Below are 14,333 nucleotides of genomic sequence, written 5' to 3' on the forward strand. Positions count from 1 at the left end.
CTTAAAAAAAACGATCGCTTTCATTGCACAACACTCAACCTAGAATTACTCAACTTATCACAAAAACTTTAGTACAATCATTCACCTAGACAGGTTGAGTTAATGACCTACCCTCGTTCTCAAACAATCAAAAATAGTACACCTAATGGCAATTATATTACCAGCGCTTTCCAAAGTGTTACGCCGCCAGACCATCGAACATCAACCTAAGCTCGTTTCTGTAATAGGCTTTATCACACTGCTGGTATTTGCATTCAGCCGCTCTAGCTCATACGACATTGGCAAAACAGCATTAGAAATCACTGGCTGTTTAGGACTACTATGCCTTTATAAGTATGGAAAAGCCGTTAAGAGCGCTCCTCTTTTTATTCTTGTCCTATTGTCGGTTTTCGTTCAATCGATACCTTGGGCCTTGTCACATGTGACTCACCCTGAATGGGCTGTAAAGAATTTAGAAGTAGACTATCTCACTCGTTGGCTTATTTTTATTCCACTCACTTGGTGGGTCGCACAGTATAAGCATGGCATCTGGTTACTCTATCTCACTGCCGCGGCCGCCATTCTGTTATCACCTTGGCTCGCAGGCTATGGCACACAGGAAATTATCGATGGGCTACAAGGCAAAAGGGTCGACTTCAATCTCGAAAATGCGCAACACACTTCGCTCTTTTTTGGTATTGTCGCTTTAGGACTGATTTGTTTCACCCCGCGAATATATCGTACAAAAAAATACCTAGTACTTTTCAGCACCAGCGCCATTGCGTTGAGTTTGTGTGCCGTATTAATTAGCGCATCTAGACAATCCTGGCTAGCACTGCTGGTAACATTTGCAGTATTCGCCGTATTCTTCATTATCAAAGTATACAAGTCCTCCCAGCGCTCAAACACTGCCAGAATAATCGTATTACTTCTTACCTTAAGTGCCGGTCTCGTGTACACAGTTGCGACAAGTGACTATGTGCTAAACAGGGTAATGACTGAGAAAACAGCCATATCCAAGATACTGTCTGCAGACTTTGAAAATGTTCCATACTCAAGCTTTGGCATACGACTACACAGTTGGGTTGCGGCAAAGGATTTTATTGAGGAAAAGCCAACATTTGGCTGGGGCAGCAACGGCATGACCTTAGTGATTAAGAAGACTGAATGGCTGCCTGATTTTGTCAGAAAACAATTTGGTCACTTGCATAATTCCTATATTGAAATACTGGTTAACTTTGGGATTATAGGGTTGATATTTTATCTATCTGCTTGGGTTTATTTGACCAAAAAGGTACTGCAACATATACGAAATAAAGAACTGCCAGCGGATATTGGCTATTTCTATTTTAGCTTTATATGTTTTTGGAGCGTGATGATTTGTTTTGAGGCTTATCAAAACTATTGGACGGGGACGCTCTGCCTTCAGATCATCCTAGCAGGAGTGTTTGGCAAAATATGGCATGAAAAGCTGAATATCTCCTCCAACAACTACCCTAAGTAACAGAGAACCCGCTTAAGCGCTCCTTGATTAGCTTGCGCGTTGCGTAGCGCTTTTTGCCCCATAACTTGTCGCTGATCGGCGTTTTGCAATAAGAGAAGCTGTTCCGCCAACTCCCCCGCTGATGATACGCGGACAGCACCACCATCGTGTATCAGTGATTCTGTAATGTCAGCAAAATTAAAGGTGTGCGCACCCACAATAACAGGTTTGGATAAGATCGCGGGCTCAATCGGGTTGTGCCCTCCTCGCTCGATCATACTGCCGGCAACAAAGGCCACATCAGAAATGGCAAAATAGCGCATCATTTCACCCATGCTATCACCGAGCAGCACTTCTGCATGCGCCCAAGTATCCAGCTGATCAGCCGAGCGCCGTACAGTATGAAAGCCTTGCTGTTGGCTGAGTTCATAGACAGCCTCAAAGCGCTCAGGATGGCGAGGGACTAAGATCAATTTTGCTTGTGGTATTTGTTTTCTAAGAGTTTGGTGCGCCTCTAAAAACTGCACATCTTCGCCCTCATGGGTACTGGCAGCAATCCAAACAAACTCATGATTGGGCGCGAGCGCTTCACGCCAAATAGGCACTTCACTGTCATCCGGAGCAGTAATATCAAATTTGATATTACCCACCACTGAAACGTCTTTTGCGCCCAAAGATTGAAAGCGTTTTGCATCGGCTACAGCGTGGGCCAAGAAACGATCCGGCAGAGCCATCAGAGGTTTTGAAAAACAGCCAAACTTTTCATATCGCTTGGCTGAGCGCTCACTCAAACGGGCATTAATAATCTGTATGATCATGCCCTTTGCTTTCGCCGTTTGAAGCAAATTGGGCCAAAGCTCGGTTTCAATAATAGCGAGTTGAGGGCAGTTGAGATCACCTAAAGCACGCTGCACACAAACCTTATGATCTAAAGGCAAATAACGATGCTGAACACGGTCTGCGAACCACTTTTGCACTTGTTCTTCACCAGTCGGTGTCACTGTGGTGATCAGCAGTTGCTTGCCTGGGTTTGCTTCAAACCATCGAGCAATCAATGGTTTGGCAGCTAGCACTTCGCCAACAGACGCGCAGTGTAACCAAAGATCGGCTTGCACAGCCCCCCAATTACCGAACGTTTCTTGCACTCGATAATTGGCGTAGCGTTTATGAAAGCGCCAAATACGTCGCGCAATAAATGGCGACACTAAGGCCAGCAGCACACGATAGAGCCACATAAATCTGAGTTACTCTTCGTTAAATTGTTTTTGGTGAAGTTGAGCGTAGGCGCCATTTTGCGCCAATAACTCATTATGGGAACCAACTTCAATGATCGAGCCATGATCCACCACCGCAATGATGTCTGCATTTTCAATAGTCGAAAGTCGATGAGCAATGGCAATCGTAGTGCGGTTTTTCATTAGACTGTCCAACGCCTGTTGAATCGCTCGTTCCGACTCAGTATCCAAGGCAGACGTCGCTTCGTCCAAAATCAAAATAGGCGCATTCTTTAAAATAGCGCGAGCGATGGCAATACGTTGACGCTGACCGCCAGAGAGCAGCACACCATTCTCACCTACCATGGTGTCTAGCCCTTGGTCCAAGCCTTGGATGAATTCCCAAGCGTTCGCTGCTTTGGCAGCAGCAATCACATCTTCTTCGGAAGCACCACGCAAATAGCCGTAAGCAATATTTTCGCGAATGGAGCCATTGAATAACACCACATTCTGATTCACCAAGGCAATCTGGCTACGTAGACTTTTCAGGCTATATTCACGACTGTCAGCACCATCAATTAACAGCTCACCACTGGTCACATCATATAAACGCGGCACAAGGTTCGCCAAAGTAGACTTACCACCACCCGAGCGACCAACTAGTGCCAACGTCTTGCCTGCGGGCAGCTTTAGATTAATTTTATTTAAGATAAGACGATCGCTACTCGGATATTGAAAACACAAATTGCGCCATTCAATATCCCCTTTGGCATTCGCTAGGTGCTTGGAACCATTGTCCTCTTCTTCTGCCATATCGATGAAATCAAAGATACTTTGGGCCGCGGCAATGCCTTTTTGCAAGGTACTGTTTACATCTGTCAACTGGCGAGCAGGTTTACTGAGCATCCCCGCAGCCGAAATAAACGATACAAAGTCTCCGGCAGACATGTGCTGACTAAGATTTGGATCTAAAGCCAGCCAAATCAGAATCGCTAATGAAATCGCCACTAGAAATTGCACGACCGGAATATTAAGAGCTTTAGTCAGCTCCATTTTTAGCTGAGAGCGTCGGTTATCACCAGCCGCTTGGCGAAAGCGATCACGCTCGTATTCAAAGCCACCAAAGATCTTAACCACTTCATGACCTTTAATAGATTCAGATGCGACATCAGAGACGCCCCCCATAGCATTTTGAATCCGTTTACTTAGCTTACGAAAGCGCTTTGACGCATAAGATACAACAAAACCAATGATAGGGATGATTAACAAAAATAGAATCGAAAGCTTCCAGTTTACATACAACATATAACCCAATAAACCGACGACGGTTAAACCCTCGCGAAGCAAGGTTTTAACGGCCGATGTCACGGCACCGATCACTTGCTCCGTATCATAGGTCAGCTTGGATAGCAGGCGGCCTGAAGGCATTTCACTATAATAACTGGTAGGCAGTAGTACTAATTTATCGAACATAGTTGTCCGCAAATCGTAAACAACCTTATTGGCTATCTTTGCCATAAAGTAGCTACCGAAAAACGTACCAATACCACGTAAAAAGATAATCGATAAAATGATGACAGGGATCATCAAGCGATTTTCTTCAATAGCGCCATTTGAGACAACGTCGACGATATACTTCAACTGATATGCTAGGGCAGGCTCCATGGCACCATAGAGCATATAGCCCATCACACTAATCAGGAAAATCAGCCATTGAGATTTGATATATCCAAGCAGGCGAAGGTAAATCTTAACCCCTGACTTTTTAGCCGAGGTTTGTGGGTCAGAAGCTGCCATTAACTGTTCGCCTTTTCAATAATTTTGGTCGTAGAGTAACCGTCTACAAAGGTCAGCACTTTCACTTCACCGCCATGCTCCAAAACATGTCCGGCCCCGACTATTGATTCAATCGTGTAGTCTCCGCCTTTAACCAGGATATCTGGAGTCAACTGTTGAATAATGTCCAAAGGGGTATCTTCATCAAACCACGTCACCCAATCAATCGCACCGACCCCCTCTAAGACAGCCATGCGATGAGTTAGATCATTAATAGGACGTGACTCTCCTTTTAGACGCCTAACTGATGCGTCGGTATTAACTGCCACTACCAGGCGATCGCCTAGCGCCTTGGCTTGCTTAATATAGGTTACATGACCTGGGTGAAGGATATCGAAACAGCCATTGGTAAACACAATTTTCTCACCATTTAACTGTGCTAATTTAATTTGTTCCTTGAGCGCTTCAGGTGATAACACACCAAAATTAGTCGAATGCGAACGAGCAAACATGATGGCCTCAAGCGTTTCTGCCGAAATGGATGCGGTTCCCAGTTTCCCTACCACATAACCTGCCGCCAGGTTGGCATAATCCACTGCATCCGCAAAGCGCTTACTTGTGGTGTAAACAGCAGTCAAAACAGCAATGACAGTATCGCCAGCTCCTGTTACATCGAACACTTCTTTCGCTGCGGTTGCCAAAAGCAAAGGAGACTTGCTCTTTTCAAACAGCACCAGACCATGCTCTCCACGTGTCACAAGTAAAGCTTGGCAATTCAGTTCATGCCTAAGCTTTTCACCTTTAGCAAAAAAATCAGCCTCGTTAACACAGGCGCCAACTATGACCTCAAACTCAGCCAAATTTGGTTTCACCAAGGTCGCGTTCTTATAAATTGAAAAATCATTGCCTTTGGGATCGACTAAGGAAGCCACTTGGGATTCATTGGCCAAGTCGATTAACTTGGATACCTCAGTTAATGCCCCTTTTGCGTAGTCTGAAAAAATGACTGCATCGGCATTTGGTATACTCTGCTTACATAAATTCTCTAAAGCATGTAAGTCGTCTAAATTGACATGAACATCTTCAAAATCTAATCGAATAAGCTGTTGGTGACGGCTCAGAATACGAAGTTTGGTGATGGTGGCATAATTGGGTGAAACGCAGAACTTACACTCAACCCCCGCCGACTCTAACAAATGCGTCAATATACGGCCATTTTCGTCATCGCCCACAATACCAATTAAGGTCACAGCGACACCAAGTTTAGCCAACCCAATAGCAACATTGGCTGCCCCACCTGGTTTATCCTCAATTTCCGAAACTTTTACTACAGGCACTGGCGCTTCAGGAGAAATTCGAGAGGTCCCACCCTGCCAATATCTATCCACCATCAAATCACCAATAACAACGACTTTTTTGTTGGCGAGATTTAAATACGAAGAGGTCATAAACACTTATCAATCGATTTTTGAGGGCAATCATCTTATCATAGACAGGCTATAAGTTGGATACACCAACGTTCTATTCGCCAAAAGTGACCAAGACCTAATGCAAGATCCAATCATTCGCCAATCCAAAGCGTATCTCTATGATCAACTGCTTCCCAAGTGGCTTAACTTTGGGATTGAATCGACGAATCATTTAAGCTATGAAAGACTTCAACTTGATTGGCAGCCTCTCCGTACTGGTCAAAGAAGGTTACTATCACAGTGCCGTCAACTTTATACATTTAGCCATGCCTACCAACAGACTTCTCGTCAAGATTTCTTAGAGCCGTTAGCCCCGCTATTTGACTCCATTTTGGAACACTACTTCGTTGATGATCATTGGTGCTTCGCAGTCAATGACAAACTAGTCATTTCAGACCATCGCACAGACACCTATACCCTAGCTTTCGTTATACTATCGTTCAGCCACTACTTTACTGTCACGCATGACGTTAGAGCAGAACAACATGTTGAAACAGTACATCGATTACTATCCGAAACGTTACGCGCTGACAGCGGTGGTTTTCATGAAAGCTACCCCATTGAAACGCATGAAATCCGTCGCCAAAATCCGCATATGCATCTGTTAGAGGGCTATCTGGCAGCTTATGAGGTCTTTAAGCGTGCCGACTATAGAGCAATGATCGAAGAATTAGCCGACCTTGCTCTGCAGAAGTTTTACCACCCTGAATCCAATACCTTAAGAGAGTTCTTCGACTACGATTGGCAACTTGATACGACAAAAGGACATATTGTCGAGCCTGGTCATTTCTTTGAGTGGGTTTGGCTATTACATGAAACCTATGACGTAACTAAGCAACAGCCCCTAATCCATTTGGCAGATCAGCTCTGGGAAAGCGCCCAGCGTATTGGCTTATCCTCAAATGGAGGGATTTTCAACCAAGTAGATGGCAATACAGGTCGAGCACTTGATAGAAATAAACGTATTTGGCCTATCACAGAATACTTGAAGGCTATCACTAAAGCCCCAATTTCTGAGTTAGATAAGCGATTTTACCTTCAAGATACCCTTGAGTTTATGCATAGATACTATTTCCACAGTAACGGGGGGTGGAACGAATATCTTGATGAGCAAAACCAAGCAGTAAAAGACGCGAACTTACCAGCGACCACTACTTATCATATTTTTTTAGGTTTAAGTGAAGCCTTTAAACACCTAGAAACAAGCAAACTTGAACCCAACCAATCATTCAACAAGATCGAACAACAGCCATGAAAACCAGTGTCATTTTCACTACCTATAACTCTCCAAAATGGCTTGAAAAAGTGCTTTGGGGTTTTTTTCAACAAACAGTCAAAGATTTTGAAATCGTTATCGCCGATGATGGTTCAAAAGATGAAACTCGACAGTTAATAGAGCGTATTCGCCAAGAAACAAACATTCCTATTCAACATGTTTGGCAAGAGGATGACGGCTTTCAGAAATGCCGCATCATGAACAAAGCCGTTTTGGCTGCCAAAGGTGAATATATTATTTTCACTGATGGGGATTGCATCCCAAGAAAAGACTTTATCGAGCAGCACCTTAGCCTTTCAGAGCCAAACACATACTTGTCTGGCGGGTACTTTAAACTCCCCATGGATATCAGCGAAGCCATTACAAAACAAGATATCGAACAACAAAAGCCATTTGATATCGACTGGCTGATCAGTATGGGGATGAAGAAGACTCATAAAATGATGAAGCTTACGGCCGAAGGGAACTGGGCAAAATTCCTAAATAAAGTCAGCCCAGCACGCGCCACGTGGAATGGTCACAGCGCTTCATGCTACAAGAAGCATATTCTGGCAGTTGATGGCTTTGAAGAAGAAATGCAATACGGCGGACAGGACTGTGAGTTTGGCGATCGCCTAGTCAATCACGGCCTTAAAGCAAAACGCATCCGCTATTCTGCGGTGTGTGTACACCTTGACCATAAACGAGGCTATGTTACGCCGGAAATGCTTGCCCATAGTAAAAAAATTCGCACTCAAACTAAGCAAGAAAGACTCATTAAAGCTCGTAAAGGCATAAGCACTCATTTACAAAGCAATGGATCAGAACATGAAGCTTAAAGAGTTTTTTAAATCGGTAAAGCAGAGCTTCCTTTTAAAAAGAATACCAACAGAGCAGATTAAAAAGCCGAGAAATGTAGCGCCGGATATTGTGGTCAGCCTGACCTCAATCCCTTCACGAATTAACAGTATCGATCTTACTATTCGTAGTATTCTGGCCCAGTCTGTACAGCCAAGCAAGATCACGCTTTGGCTGCACTCAGACCTCGAACAACAGATTCCAGATAAGCTAAATGAACTACAAGGTGTAATTTTCTCGATACACTTTACGAATGATTTAACCTGCTCCCACCGAAAGCTTATCTATAGTCTTGAGCAATTCCCAAACAAAAACATTGTTACTTGTGATGATGACTTGCTATACGCTAACGACTGGCTAAATGCTTTACTCACAGAACACCAAAAACACCCAAATAATGTAATCGCCAATGAGTGTCGAATGATCACCTACCAAAACGGTGAACCATTACCTTACAAACAATGGCAAACCCTTACTGAGCACGGAAGAACGGGCTTTGATTTATTGCCAATTGGGTACGGCGGCGTTCTCTATCCAGTCAATGCGCTTTACCATGAAGTCACAGACAGTGAATTATTCCTAAGTCTAGCCCCAAAGGCCGATGACCTTTGGTTTAAAGTCATGTCTTTATTGAATGGAACGGAAGTCACTAGACCGTCTTCCCCTCCTAAGAAACCAACCCCTATCATTGGCTCACAAAAGGTTTCTTTGAAGAAAACAAACGTTAATGCGGACGGCAATCGCCAGCAATGGATACAAATTTGTAAGCATTACAAATTAACAGAGCAGCACTTATACCGATGAAGACGCATAAATAGATTTTAAGGCACTTTAGACAGTCTCAAGTGCCTTAAAAAATTGCCAGAATCACTAATCTGCTACCAACTCAATAACAGCTAGCCTAACGACTGATCTGCAGATCAAAATATTTCTTGGCCACCATTAGAGAAAGTAACTTCTCTTGCTTAGCGTCAAAAAATGCTTGTACATAATTCTGCGCATTAGCAATGATTGATTGGGCCTCTTCTAAATGTTCAGGTTGATTAAAATATGTGATTTTTTCCTCTAAGTCAGAAAAGTCATCTTTTAACTCAATATAGTGAACCCCAGCCTCCAAACGCCCCTCCATAAACCAAGTTTCATAGCGAGGTTTACGCATCATAACCAGAGAATTTGAAGCCATCGCCCACTTCAAGTTCGTGGCCACATCATAGCCTTCTACGCTTAATATGTAGCGATATTTAAGCTGCTCTTCTACCGGCATAAAGCCTTTAAAGCCTTTGACGCTGTTCGCACGCTTTAGATCATTATGACCGATATCAGCAAAGTCACTGTTGTGAAAGCGCTCAACCAGCTCTCTTCTATGGGCTTGATGAACAACGCCACGCCAAACAGCAGATTTAATCTTTTCATTAAAAGATAAATTATCTTCAAAGAACTGGTAGTGGCGAATAGCATTTAGCTTTAGCAAAACAGAGTTTCGGTTATCACCAGAAATCGGCCGACTTTTGACGAAAGCAGGCGTATTGGGGACTTCTGTCACATCACCGAACACGAAATCAAATCGTTTTTCTTTAGAAAAATGGCGCACCACTTTTTTGGTATCTGCAAAATAGACGAAGCTCTTGCTACGCTTAAAAGAGCCAACAGTCACCGCATCATTGGATACCGAATAAGGCTGATCAAGCTTACAATAATAATCTACTCGATCTTTTAAATGCTTCGATGCGTTTCTCTCAGGAAGAAACGTACCGACAGGTTTGCAAGGTAAAGATAAAACTATCGTTTCTTTCAAATAGTAAGCCAGCCGCGCCAGCCTTTTCTTAAAATATGCGAGATCTCTTTTCGCCACTTACGAGTCTCCACCGAACAAGTCTCGTGTGTACACTTTATCAATACAGTCTTGAATTTCGTCGGTGATACGATTTGCGATGATGACATCTGCTTGCTCTTTGAAAGCGCCTAGATCAGAGAATACTTTTGAGTTAAAAAAAGTATCCTCTTCCAGGACAGGCTCGTAAACAATAACCTCTATGCCTTTCGCCTTAATTCTTTTCATCACCCCTTGAATAGCAGAAGCGCGGAAATTATCGGAGCCCGCTTTCATCACTAATCGATAAATACCAACCACTTTAGGCGAACGCTTGATCACTTCATCGGCAATAAAGTCTTTTCGTGTCACATTAGCATCAACGATGGCACGAATTAAGTTGTTAGGGACTTGATCGTAATTTGCCAGTAACTGCTTGGTATCTTTGGGCAGGCAGTAGCCACCATAGCCAAAAGATGGATTATTGTAGTGACTACCAATACGCGGGTCCAAAGACACCCCTTGAATAATTTGCTTAGTATCTAAGCCATGGGTCGCTGCGTAAGTATCCAATTCATTAAAATAGGCAACTCGCATAGCAAGGTAGGTATTAGCAAACAGCTTAATGGCCTCAGCTTCTGTCGAATCTGTTAACAGAATATTTATGTCTTTCTTTTGTGCTCCTTGAGCCAATAACTCAGCAAACACCTGTGCACGCGCTGAACGTTCCCCAACGATAATACGAGAAGGATATAAATTGTCGTATAAGGCTTTACCTTCCCTTAAGAATTCGGGAGAAAAAATCAGATTGCTCGTACTAAAACGCTTGGAAGCACTTTCAGTAAAGCCAACAGGGACAGTCGACTTAACAACCATCGTCGCTTTAGGGTTCAGTGCTACAACATCTTTTATTACAGACTCAACATGTTGAGTATTAAAATAGTTACTATCTGGATCGTAGTCAGTTGGCGTTGCAATGATCACAAACTCAGCATCAAGATAAGCTTCCTTAGGGTCTAGTGTAGCCCGGAAATTGAGCTTCTCACTGGCTAGGCAGTCTTCCACTTCCTTATCTAGGATAGGCGAACGTCCTGCATTCAGCATTTCTACTTTTTCGGGAATCACATCTAAGGCAATCACTTCGTTATTCTTTGCCAGCAATAAGGCATTTGAGATACCTACATAGCCTGTACCAACAACCGCAATCTTCATCGAGCATCCTTAAATAATAACAACTGTAATTTTGGCGGGCATTTTAACTCGCATTGATCTACAATCCTATGACTTAAACGCGCGCTTCCTTCATTTGACGTAACATGCGCTTTGCCCATTGACTCCAGGAGCCAATAAAGACGTGCTTTGCTTCTAATCCAGCATAATTCATCGCTAGAACATTGTGACATGCCGTCACACCGGAGCCGCAATAGTAAACAATTGGCTTTTCAATATGCTGCAACAACTCCTCCCACTCGCTCTGCAACTGCTCTGGCGATTTCATCAATCCTTCAGCATTAAGATTGTCCATAAACGGTCGGTTTATCGCACCAGGTATATGACCTGCAACTGGATCCATGGTTTCATTTATACCATTAAAACGATCTTCGGCCCGTGCATCTAGCAACTGAAAACGATCGGCTTCAAAATTAGCCACTACATCCTCTTCAGTGACTAACCATGGATAGCTTACCTTGATACAACACTCAGTAGGCGCTGACTGGTTGGCGCCCGCTTCAACAGGCAGCCCTTGCTTTTGCCAAGCACCAAAACCACCATTTAAGACATACACTTCAATACCTTGCTGAACTAACATCCACCAGGCCCTTGCGGCCATCGCGCCACCCATATCATCGTACACCACGACCTGCGAATTATTATTGATGCCTAAGCTTGCTAACGTCTGCGCTAACACATCTGGCTCTGGTAATGGATGACGCCCCGTGAGTGCCGTTTCCGTTCCCGCTAATTGATGGTGAAGATCGACAAAAAGCGCTCTAGGAATATGGCCTTGCTGATAGACATTGCGACTTTTCTCCAAGTCGTTCAGATAAAAGCGACTATCAAGCACCACTAGATCATCTTGTTCTAATAAAGTATGCAATTGTGCGGTAGAAACCATCGTTGGCAAAGCCATTGAAGCGCCTCCTAAAACGGCAAAATGACGAATAATGGACAATAGCCTACTGCGATTCATTTGCTTTTGCTATGATGCGCCCGCACTGAATTAAGAAATCAAGATCATGAAACGTATCGACCAATTACTCACCGAAAAGCAACTTTGTAAATCCCGCTCTCAAGCGCAAACCTTTATTAGCCAAGGCAAAGTATTTATCTTTGATAAAGGGATCTGGGTAGCGGTTGCAAAGCCAAGTCTTAAAGTTAGTGAGGACGTTGAAATCAAACTGGAGTTGGATGATGACGACCGCTACGTCTCACGTGGCGCCCTAAAGTTAGCTGGAGCCTTGTCAGCCTCTAACCTAAACATTCAAGGTTACACAGTACTTGATGTGGGGCAGTCTACAGGCGGCTTCACCGACTGTGCTCTGCAACATGGCGCTGCCAAAGTAGTGGGGGTTGAAGTTGGGCATGATCAACTCGACCGCCGTTTGCGTGAACGAGACGACGTAGTGTGTTTAGAGGGGCTAAATGCTCGTCACCTAAATAAACAGGATCTAGGTGAGCACTACCCAGAAAAGGGTTTTGATGCGGCCGTAATGGACGTTTCCTTTATTTCTCAAACTAAAATACTGCCACAGCTGCCTAGCTTAATTCGTTCAGGCGGCTATTTAATCACTCTCGTCAAACCACAATTTGAGTTAGGTAAAGAAGCCATTGGCAAGGGCGGCATTGTCAAAGACCAGCATAAAGTCCAGCAGCTTGAAGAGGACATGAAGCAGTTAATTGAGCAGCTAGGCTTTAGCGTCATCAGCTATGAAAAAAGTGTGATCAAAGGCGGTGATGGCAACCAAGAGTTCGTCTTGTTTGCCCAGCGAACATAACTAGCTATTAGGGCAGATATCCTGCTGTACCGACGCATCAGATTGAAAAGTCATCACTTCTCGTCGTTCTAACTCATGCAAGTAACGGCGAGCCATCACAAAACCAATACAGCCAAAAATGACCGACCCAATTGCTTGTCCAAAGATAATACCCTCGGCCCCCATCAGCCAACCAAAGAAAGCGATCAGCGGCAAAGTACCTAATGTCGCTCGCCCAAAGTTTAACAAAGTGCTGTTTAGTGGTTTTCCTAAATTGTTAAACACCGCTATAGCAATGAACAGTAAACTCTGAAAAAAGAAACTAAAGGAACCGTATGTTGCGAAGAATTGAATCAAACGAGCCGTTTCGTCGGACGCATTGAAAATAGACACTAAAAAGTCTTGGGCCAAATACAGAGCAGAACATAGCACTAGGCAGTACCCTAACGCATATACCACGGCGCTGGTGATTGCGTTATGCATTCTATGGAAATGCCGAGCACCATAATTCTGAGCCAGAATCGGCCCAACAGCCCCTGATAAAGCAAACAGCCCACCGAATACAACCGGTATGACTCGCCCAACAATGGCAATCCCCGCAACAGCATGATCACCAAACCCAGCCGCGAACTCCATGACAATAGCATTTGCAAGCGGTGATGACATATTCGTTAGCATGGCTGGTATGGCAATGACAGCGATGGGCTTCAAGTCTTTAAAACTTTCAACCAAATCAAATTCTCCGAGCATTCGGTGAATCGACACCACGCCATAATAGCTCACGGCCACCATGGATAGCCGTGCCAACAATGAAGCAATCGCAGCTCCTTCAATCCCTAGACCAAATAGGAAAATAAGAATCGGGTCGAGTACGGCATTGACGATACTACAGGCTAGCGTCGCATACATTGCTCGTCGAGCATCCCCCAACGCACGCATAATACCTGATGCAATCATCCCAATCATGACCGCAGGCATGCCCAGCATAAGAATCTGCAGGTAACTGGTCGCCATGTCTAAGGTTTTGAAATTAGCACCTAAAAACACCAGCATATCGGGAATACGCGGCCATAAGAACCAGACCACCATACTCGAAAAAATAACACCCATGCCTAATACATTGGTAGCACGGCGCTTAGCTAGCTCAAAGTTGCCTTCACCGATCGCCCTTGCGACAAGGGCTGTCGCAGAAATAGAGACAGCAATACTAATCGATACGGTAAAGAACATGATGGTGCTGGCGAATCCTACCGCCGCGACGGCTTCTCGTTCATCGAGCATCGATAGGAAAAGCATATCGACCAAATCCACCAAAAACATCGCCATCAAACCTAATGCACCGGTAAATGACATAATGGAGACGTGTTTAAAGGTTGAACCTTTTGTCAATGTTGCCTGTTTCGGCATGCCTATCCTCGAAAAAGTACATCGCGCTCTGCGCAGATAAGAAAAAGCCGAACCCAAATAGGATTCGGCAAAGTCATTATCTCACCTTTTAATAGGCGATAGAACGA

The 14,333-nt window shown here is 44.1% G+C and carries 12 protein-coding genes; 5 read left to right on the plus strand and 7 right to left on the minus strand.

Going from position 1 to position 14,333, the window contains the following annotated elements; all coding sequences use genetic code 11:
- The first annotated feature begins 145 nt into the window (after window positions 1-145).
- On the plus strand, window positions 146-1,483 hold the full coding sequence (locus tag ACXAC1_RS03115) for an O-antigen ligase family protein (protein ID WP_475058627.1): 1,338 nt from the start codon (window positions 146-148) through the stop codon (window positions 1,481-1,483).
- Here the strand turns inward: ACXAC1_RS03115 and ACXAC1_RS03120 are convergent.
- Genes ACXAC1_RS03120 through hldE form a run of 3 tightly spaced genes read right to left on the minus strand, consistent with a single transcriptional unit; the run spans window position 1,471 to window position 5,900 of the window.
- Window positions 1,471-2,697 (minus strand): 3-deoxy-D-manno-octulosonic acid transferase, encoded by a 1,227-nt coding sequence (locus ACXAC1_RS03120; protein ID WP_475058629.1) that lies wholly within the window; start codon window positions 2,695-2,697, stop codon window positions 1,471-1,473. The genes ACXAC1_RS03115 and ACXAC1_RS03120 overlap by 13 nt on opposite strands.
- A gap of 9 nt (window positions 2,698-2,706) precedes the next feature.
- Window positions 2,707-4,473, minus strand: coding sequence for a lipid A export permease/ATP-binding protein MsbA (gene msbA, locus ACXAC1_RS03125; protein WP_475058632.1), 1,767 nt, complete (start codon window positions 4,471-4,473; stop codon window positions 2,707-2,709).
- Window positions 4,473-5,900 carry a bifunctional D-glycero-beta-D-manno-heptose-7-phosphate kinase/D-glycero-beta-D-manno-heptose 1-phosphate adenylyltransferase HldE gene (hldE, locus tag ACXAC1_RS03130; RefSeq protein WP_475058634.1) on the minus strand — a complete coding sequence of 476 codons (1,428 nt, stop codon included), beginning with the start codon at window positions 5,898-5,900 and terminating at the stop codon, window positions 4,473-4,475. Before hldE ends, msbA begins: the two co-directional genes overlap by 1 nt.
- A 100-nt stretch (window positions 5,901-6,000) precedes the next feature.
- On the opposite strand from hldE, the gene ACXAC1_RS03135 reads away from it, so the two are divergent.
- From ACXAC1_RS03135 to ACXAC1_RS03145, 3 genes are read left to right on the plus strand one after another with little or no spacing between them, the layout of a single operon-like run.
- Window positions 6,001-7,176, plus strand: coding sequence for an AGE family epimerase/isomerase (locus ACXAC1_RS03135; RefSeq protein WP_475058637.1), 1,176 nt, complete (start codon window positions 6,001-6,003; stop codon window positions 7,174-7,176).
- Window positions 7,173-8,015 (plus strand): glycosyltransferase family 2 protein, encoded by an 843-nt coding sequence (locus tag ACXAC1_RS03140; protein ID WP_475058639.1) that lies wholly within the window; start codon window positions 7,173-7,175, stop codon window positions 8,013-8,015. Before ACXAC1_RS03135 ends, ACXAC1_RS03140 begins: the two co-directional genes overlap by 4 nt.
- Window positions 8,005-8,838, plus strand: coding sequence for a hypothetical protein (locus tag ACXAC1_RS03145; RefSeq protein ID WP_475058642.1), 834 nt, complete (start codon window positions 8,005-8,007; stop codon window positions 8,836-8,838). The genes ACXAC1_RS03140 and ACXAC1_RS03145 overlap by 11 nt, the downstream gene beginning before the upstream one ends.
- A 97-nt stretch (window positions 8,839-8,935) precedes the next feature.
- Here the strand turns inward: ACXAC1_RS03145 and ACXAC1_RS03150 are convergent, their stop codons facing one another.
- The 3 genes from ACXAC1_RS03150 to ACXAC1_RS03160 form a co-directional block, all read right to left on the minus strand.
- On the minus strand, window positions 8,936-9,886 hold the full coding sequence (locus tag ACXAC1_RS03150; protein WP_475058644.1) for a glycosyl transferase family 90: 951 nt from the start codon (window positions 9,884-9,886) through the stop codon (window positions 8,936-8,938).
- Entirely contained in the window at window positions 9,887-11,056 is a 1,170-nt protein-coding gene (locus tag ACXAC1_RS03155; RefSeq protein WP_475058646.1) for a nucleotide sugar dehydrogenase, read from the minus strand.
- A 73-nt stretch (window positions 11,057-11,129) separates the two neighbouring features.
- Window positions 11,130-11,975 (minus strand): sulfurtransferase, encoded by an 846-nt coding sequence (locus tag ACXAC1_RS03160; RefSeq protein ID WP_475058648.1) that lies wholly within the window; start codon window positions 11,973-11,975, stop codon window positions 11,130-11,132.
- A 106-nt stretch (window positions 11,976-12,081) separates the two neighbouring features.
- Between ACXAC1_RS03160 and ACXAC1_RS03165 the strand changes: the two genes are divergently transcribed.
- Window positions 12,082-12,840 (plus strand): TlyA family RNA methyltransferase, encoded by a 759-nt coding sequence (locus tag ACXAC1_RS03165; RefSeq protein ID WP_475058650.1) that lies wholly within the window; start codon window positions 12,082-12,084, stop codon window positions 12,838-12,840.
- Here the strand turns inward: ACXAC1_RS03165 and ACXAC1_RS03170 are convergent, their stop codons facing one another.
- On the minus strand, window positions 12,841-14,226 hold the full coding sequence (locus tag ACXAC1_RS03170; protein WP_475058652.1) for an MATE family efflux transporter: 1,386 nt from the start codon (window positions 14,224-14,226) through the stop codon (window positions 12,841-12,843).
- Between the last annotated feature and the right edge of the window lie 107 nt (window positions 14,227-14,333).

It is taken from the genome of Marinomonas sp. AWM4_232 (genome assembly GCF_056158325.1).

What these genes read in the sequence shown, in the direction of transcription:
- ACXAC1_RS03115 (WP_475058627.1), top strand. Translation starts at nt 146, where the DNA reads ATGGCAATTATATTACCAGCGCTTTCCAAAGTGTTACGCCGCCAGACC.
- ACXAC1_RS03120 (WP_475058629.1), bottom strand. Translation starts at nt 2,697, where the DNA reads ATGTGGCTCTATCGTGTGCTGCTGGCCTTAGTGTCGCCATTTATTGCG.
- msbA (WP_475058632.1), bottom strand. Translation starts at nt 4,473, where the DNA reads ATGGCAGCTTCTGACCCACAAACCTCGGCTAAAAAGTCAGGGGTTAAG.
- hldE (WP_475058634.1), bottom strand. Translation starts at nt 5,900, where the DNA reads ATGACCTCTTCGTATTTAAATCTCGCCAACAAAAAAGTCGTTGTTATT.
- ACXAC1_RS03135 (WP_475058637.1), top strand. Translation starts at nt 6,001, where the DNA reads ATGCAAGATCCAATCATTCGCCAATCCAAAGCGTATCTCTATGATCAA.
- ACXAC1_RS03140 (WP_475058639.1), top strand. Translation starts at nt 7,173, where the DNA reads ATGAAAACCAGTGTCATTTTCACTACCTATAACTCTCCAAAATGGCTT.
- ACXAC1_RS03145 (WP_475058642.1), top strand. Translation starts at nt 8,005, where the DNA reads ATGAAGCTTAAAGAGTTTTTTAAATCGGTAAAGCAGAGCTTCCTTTTA.
- ACXAC1_RS03155 (WP_475058646.1), bottom strand. Translation starts at nt 11,056, where the DNA reads ATGAAGATTGCGGTTGTTGGTACAGGCTATGTAGGTATCTCAAATGCC.
- ACXAC1_RS03160 (WP_475058648.1), bottom strand. Translation starts at nt 11,975, where the DNA reads ATGGCTTTGCCAACGATGGTTTCTACCGCACAATTGCATACTTTATTA.
- ACXAC1_RS03165 (WP_475058650.1), top strand. Translation starts at nt 12,082, where the DNA reads ATGAAACGTATCGACCAATTACTCACCGAAAAGCAACTTTGTAAATCC.
- ACXAC1_RS03170 (WP_475058652.1), bottom strand. Translation starts at nt 14,226, where the DNA reads ATGCCGAAACAGGCAACATTGACAAAAGGTTCAACCTTTAAACACGTC.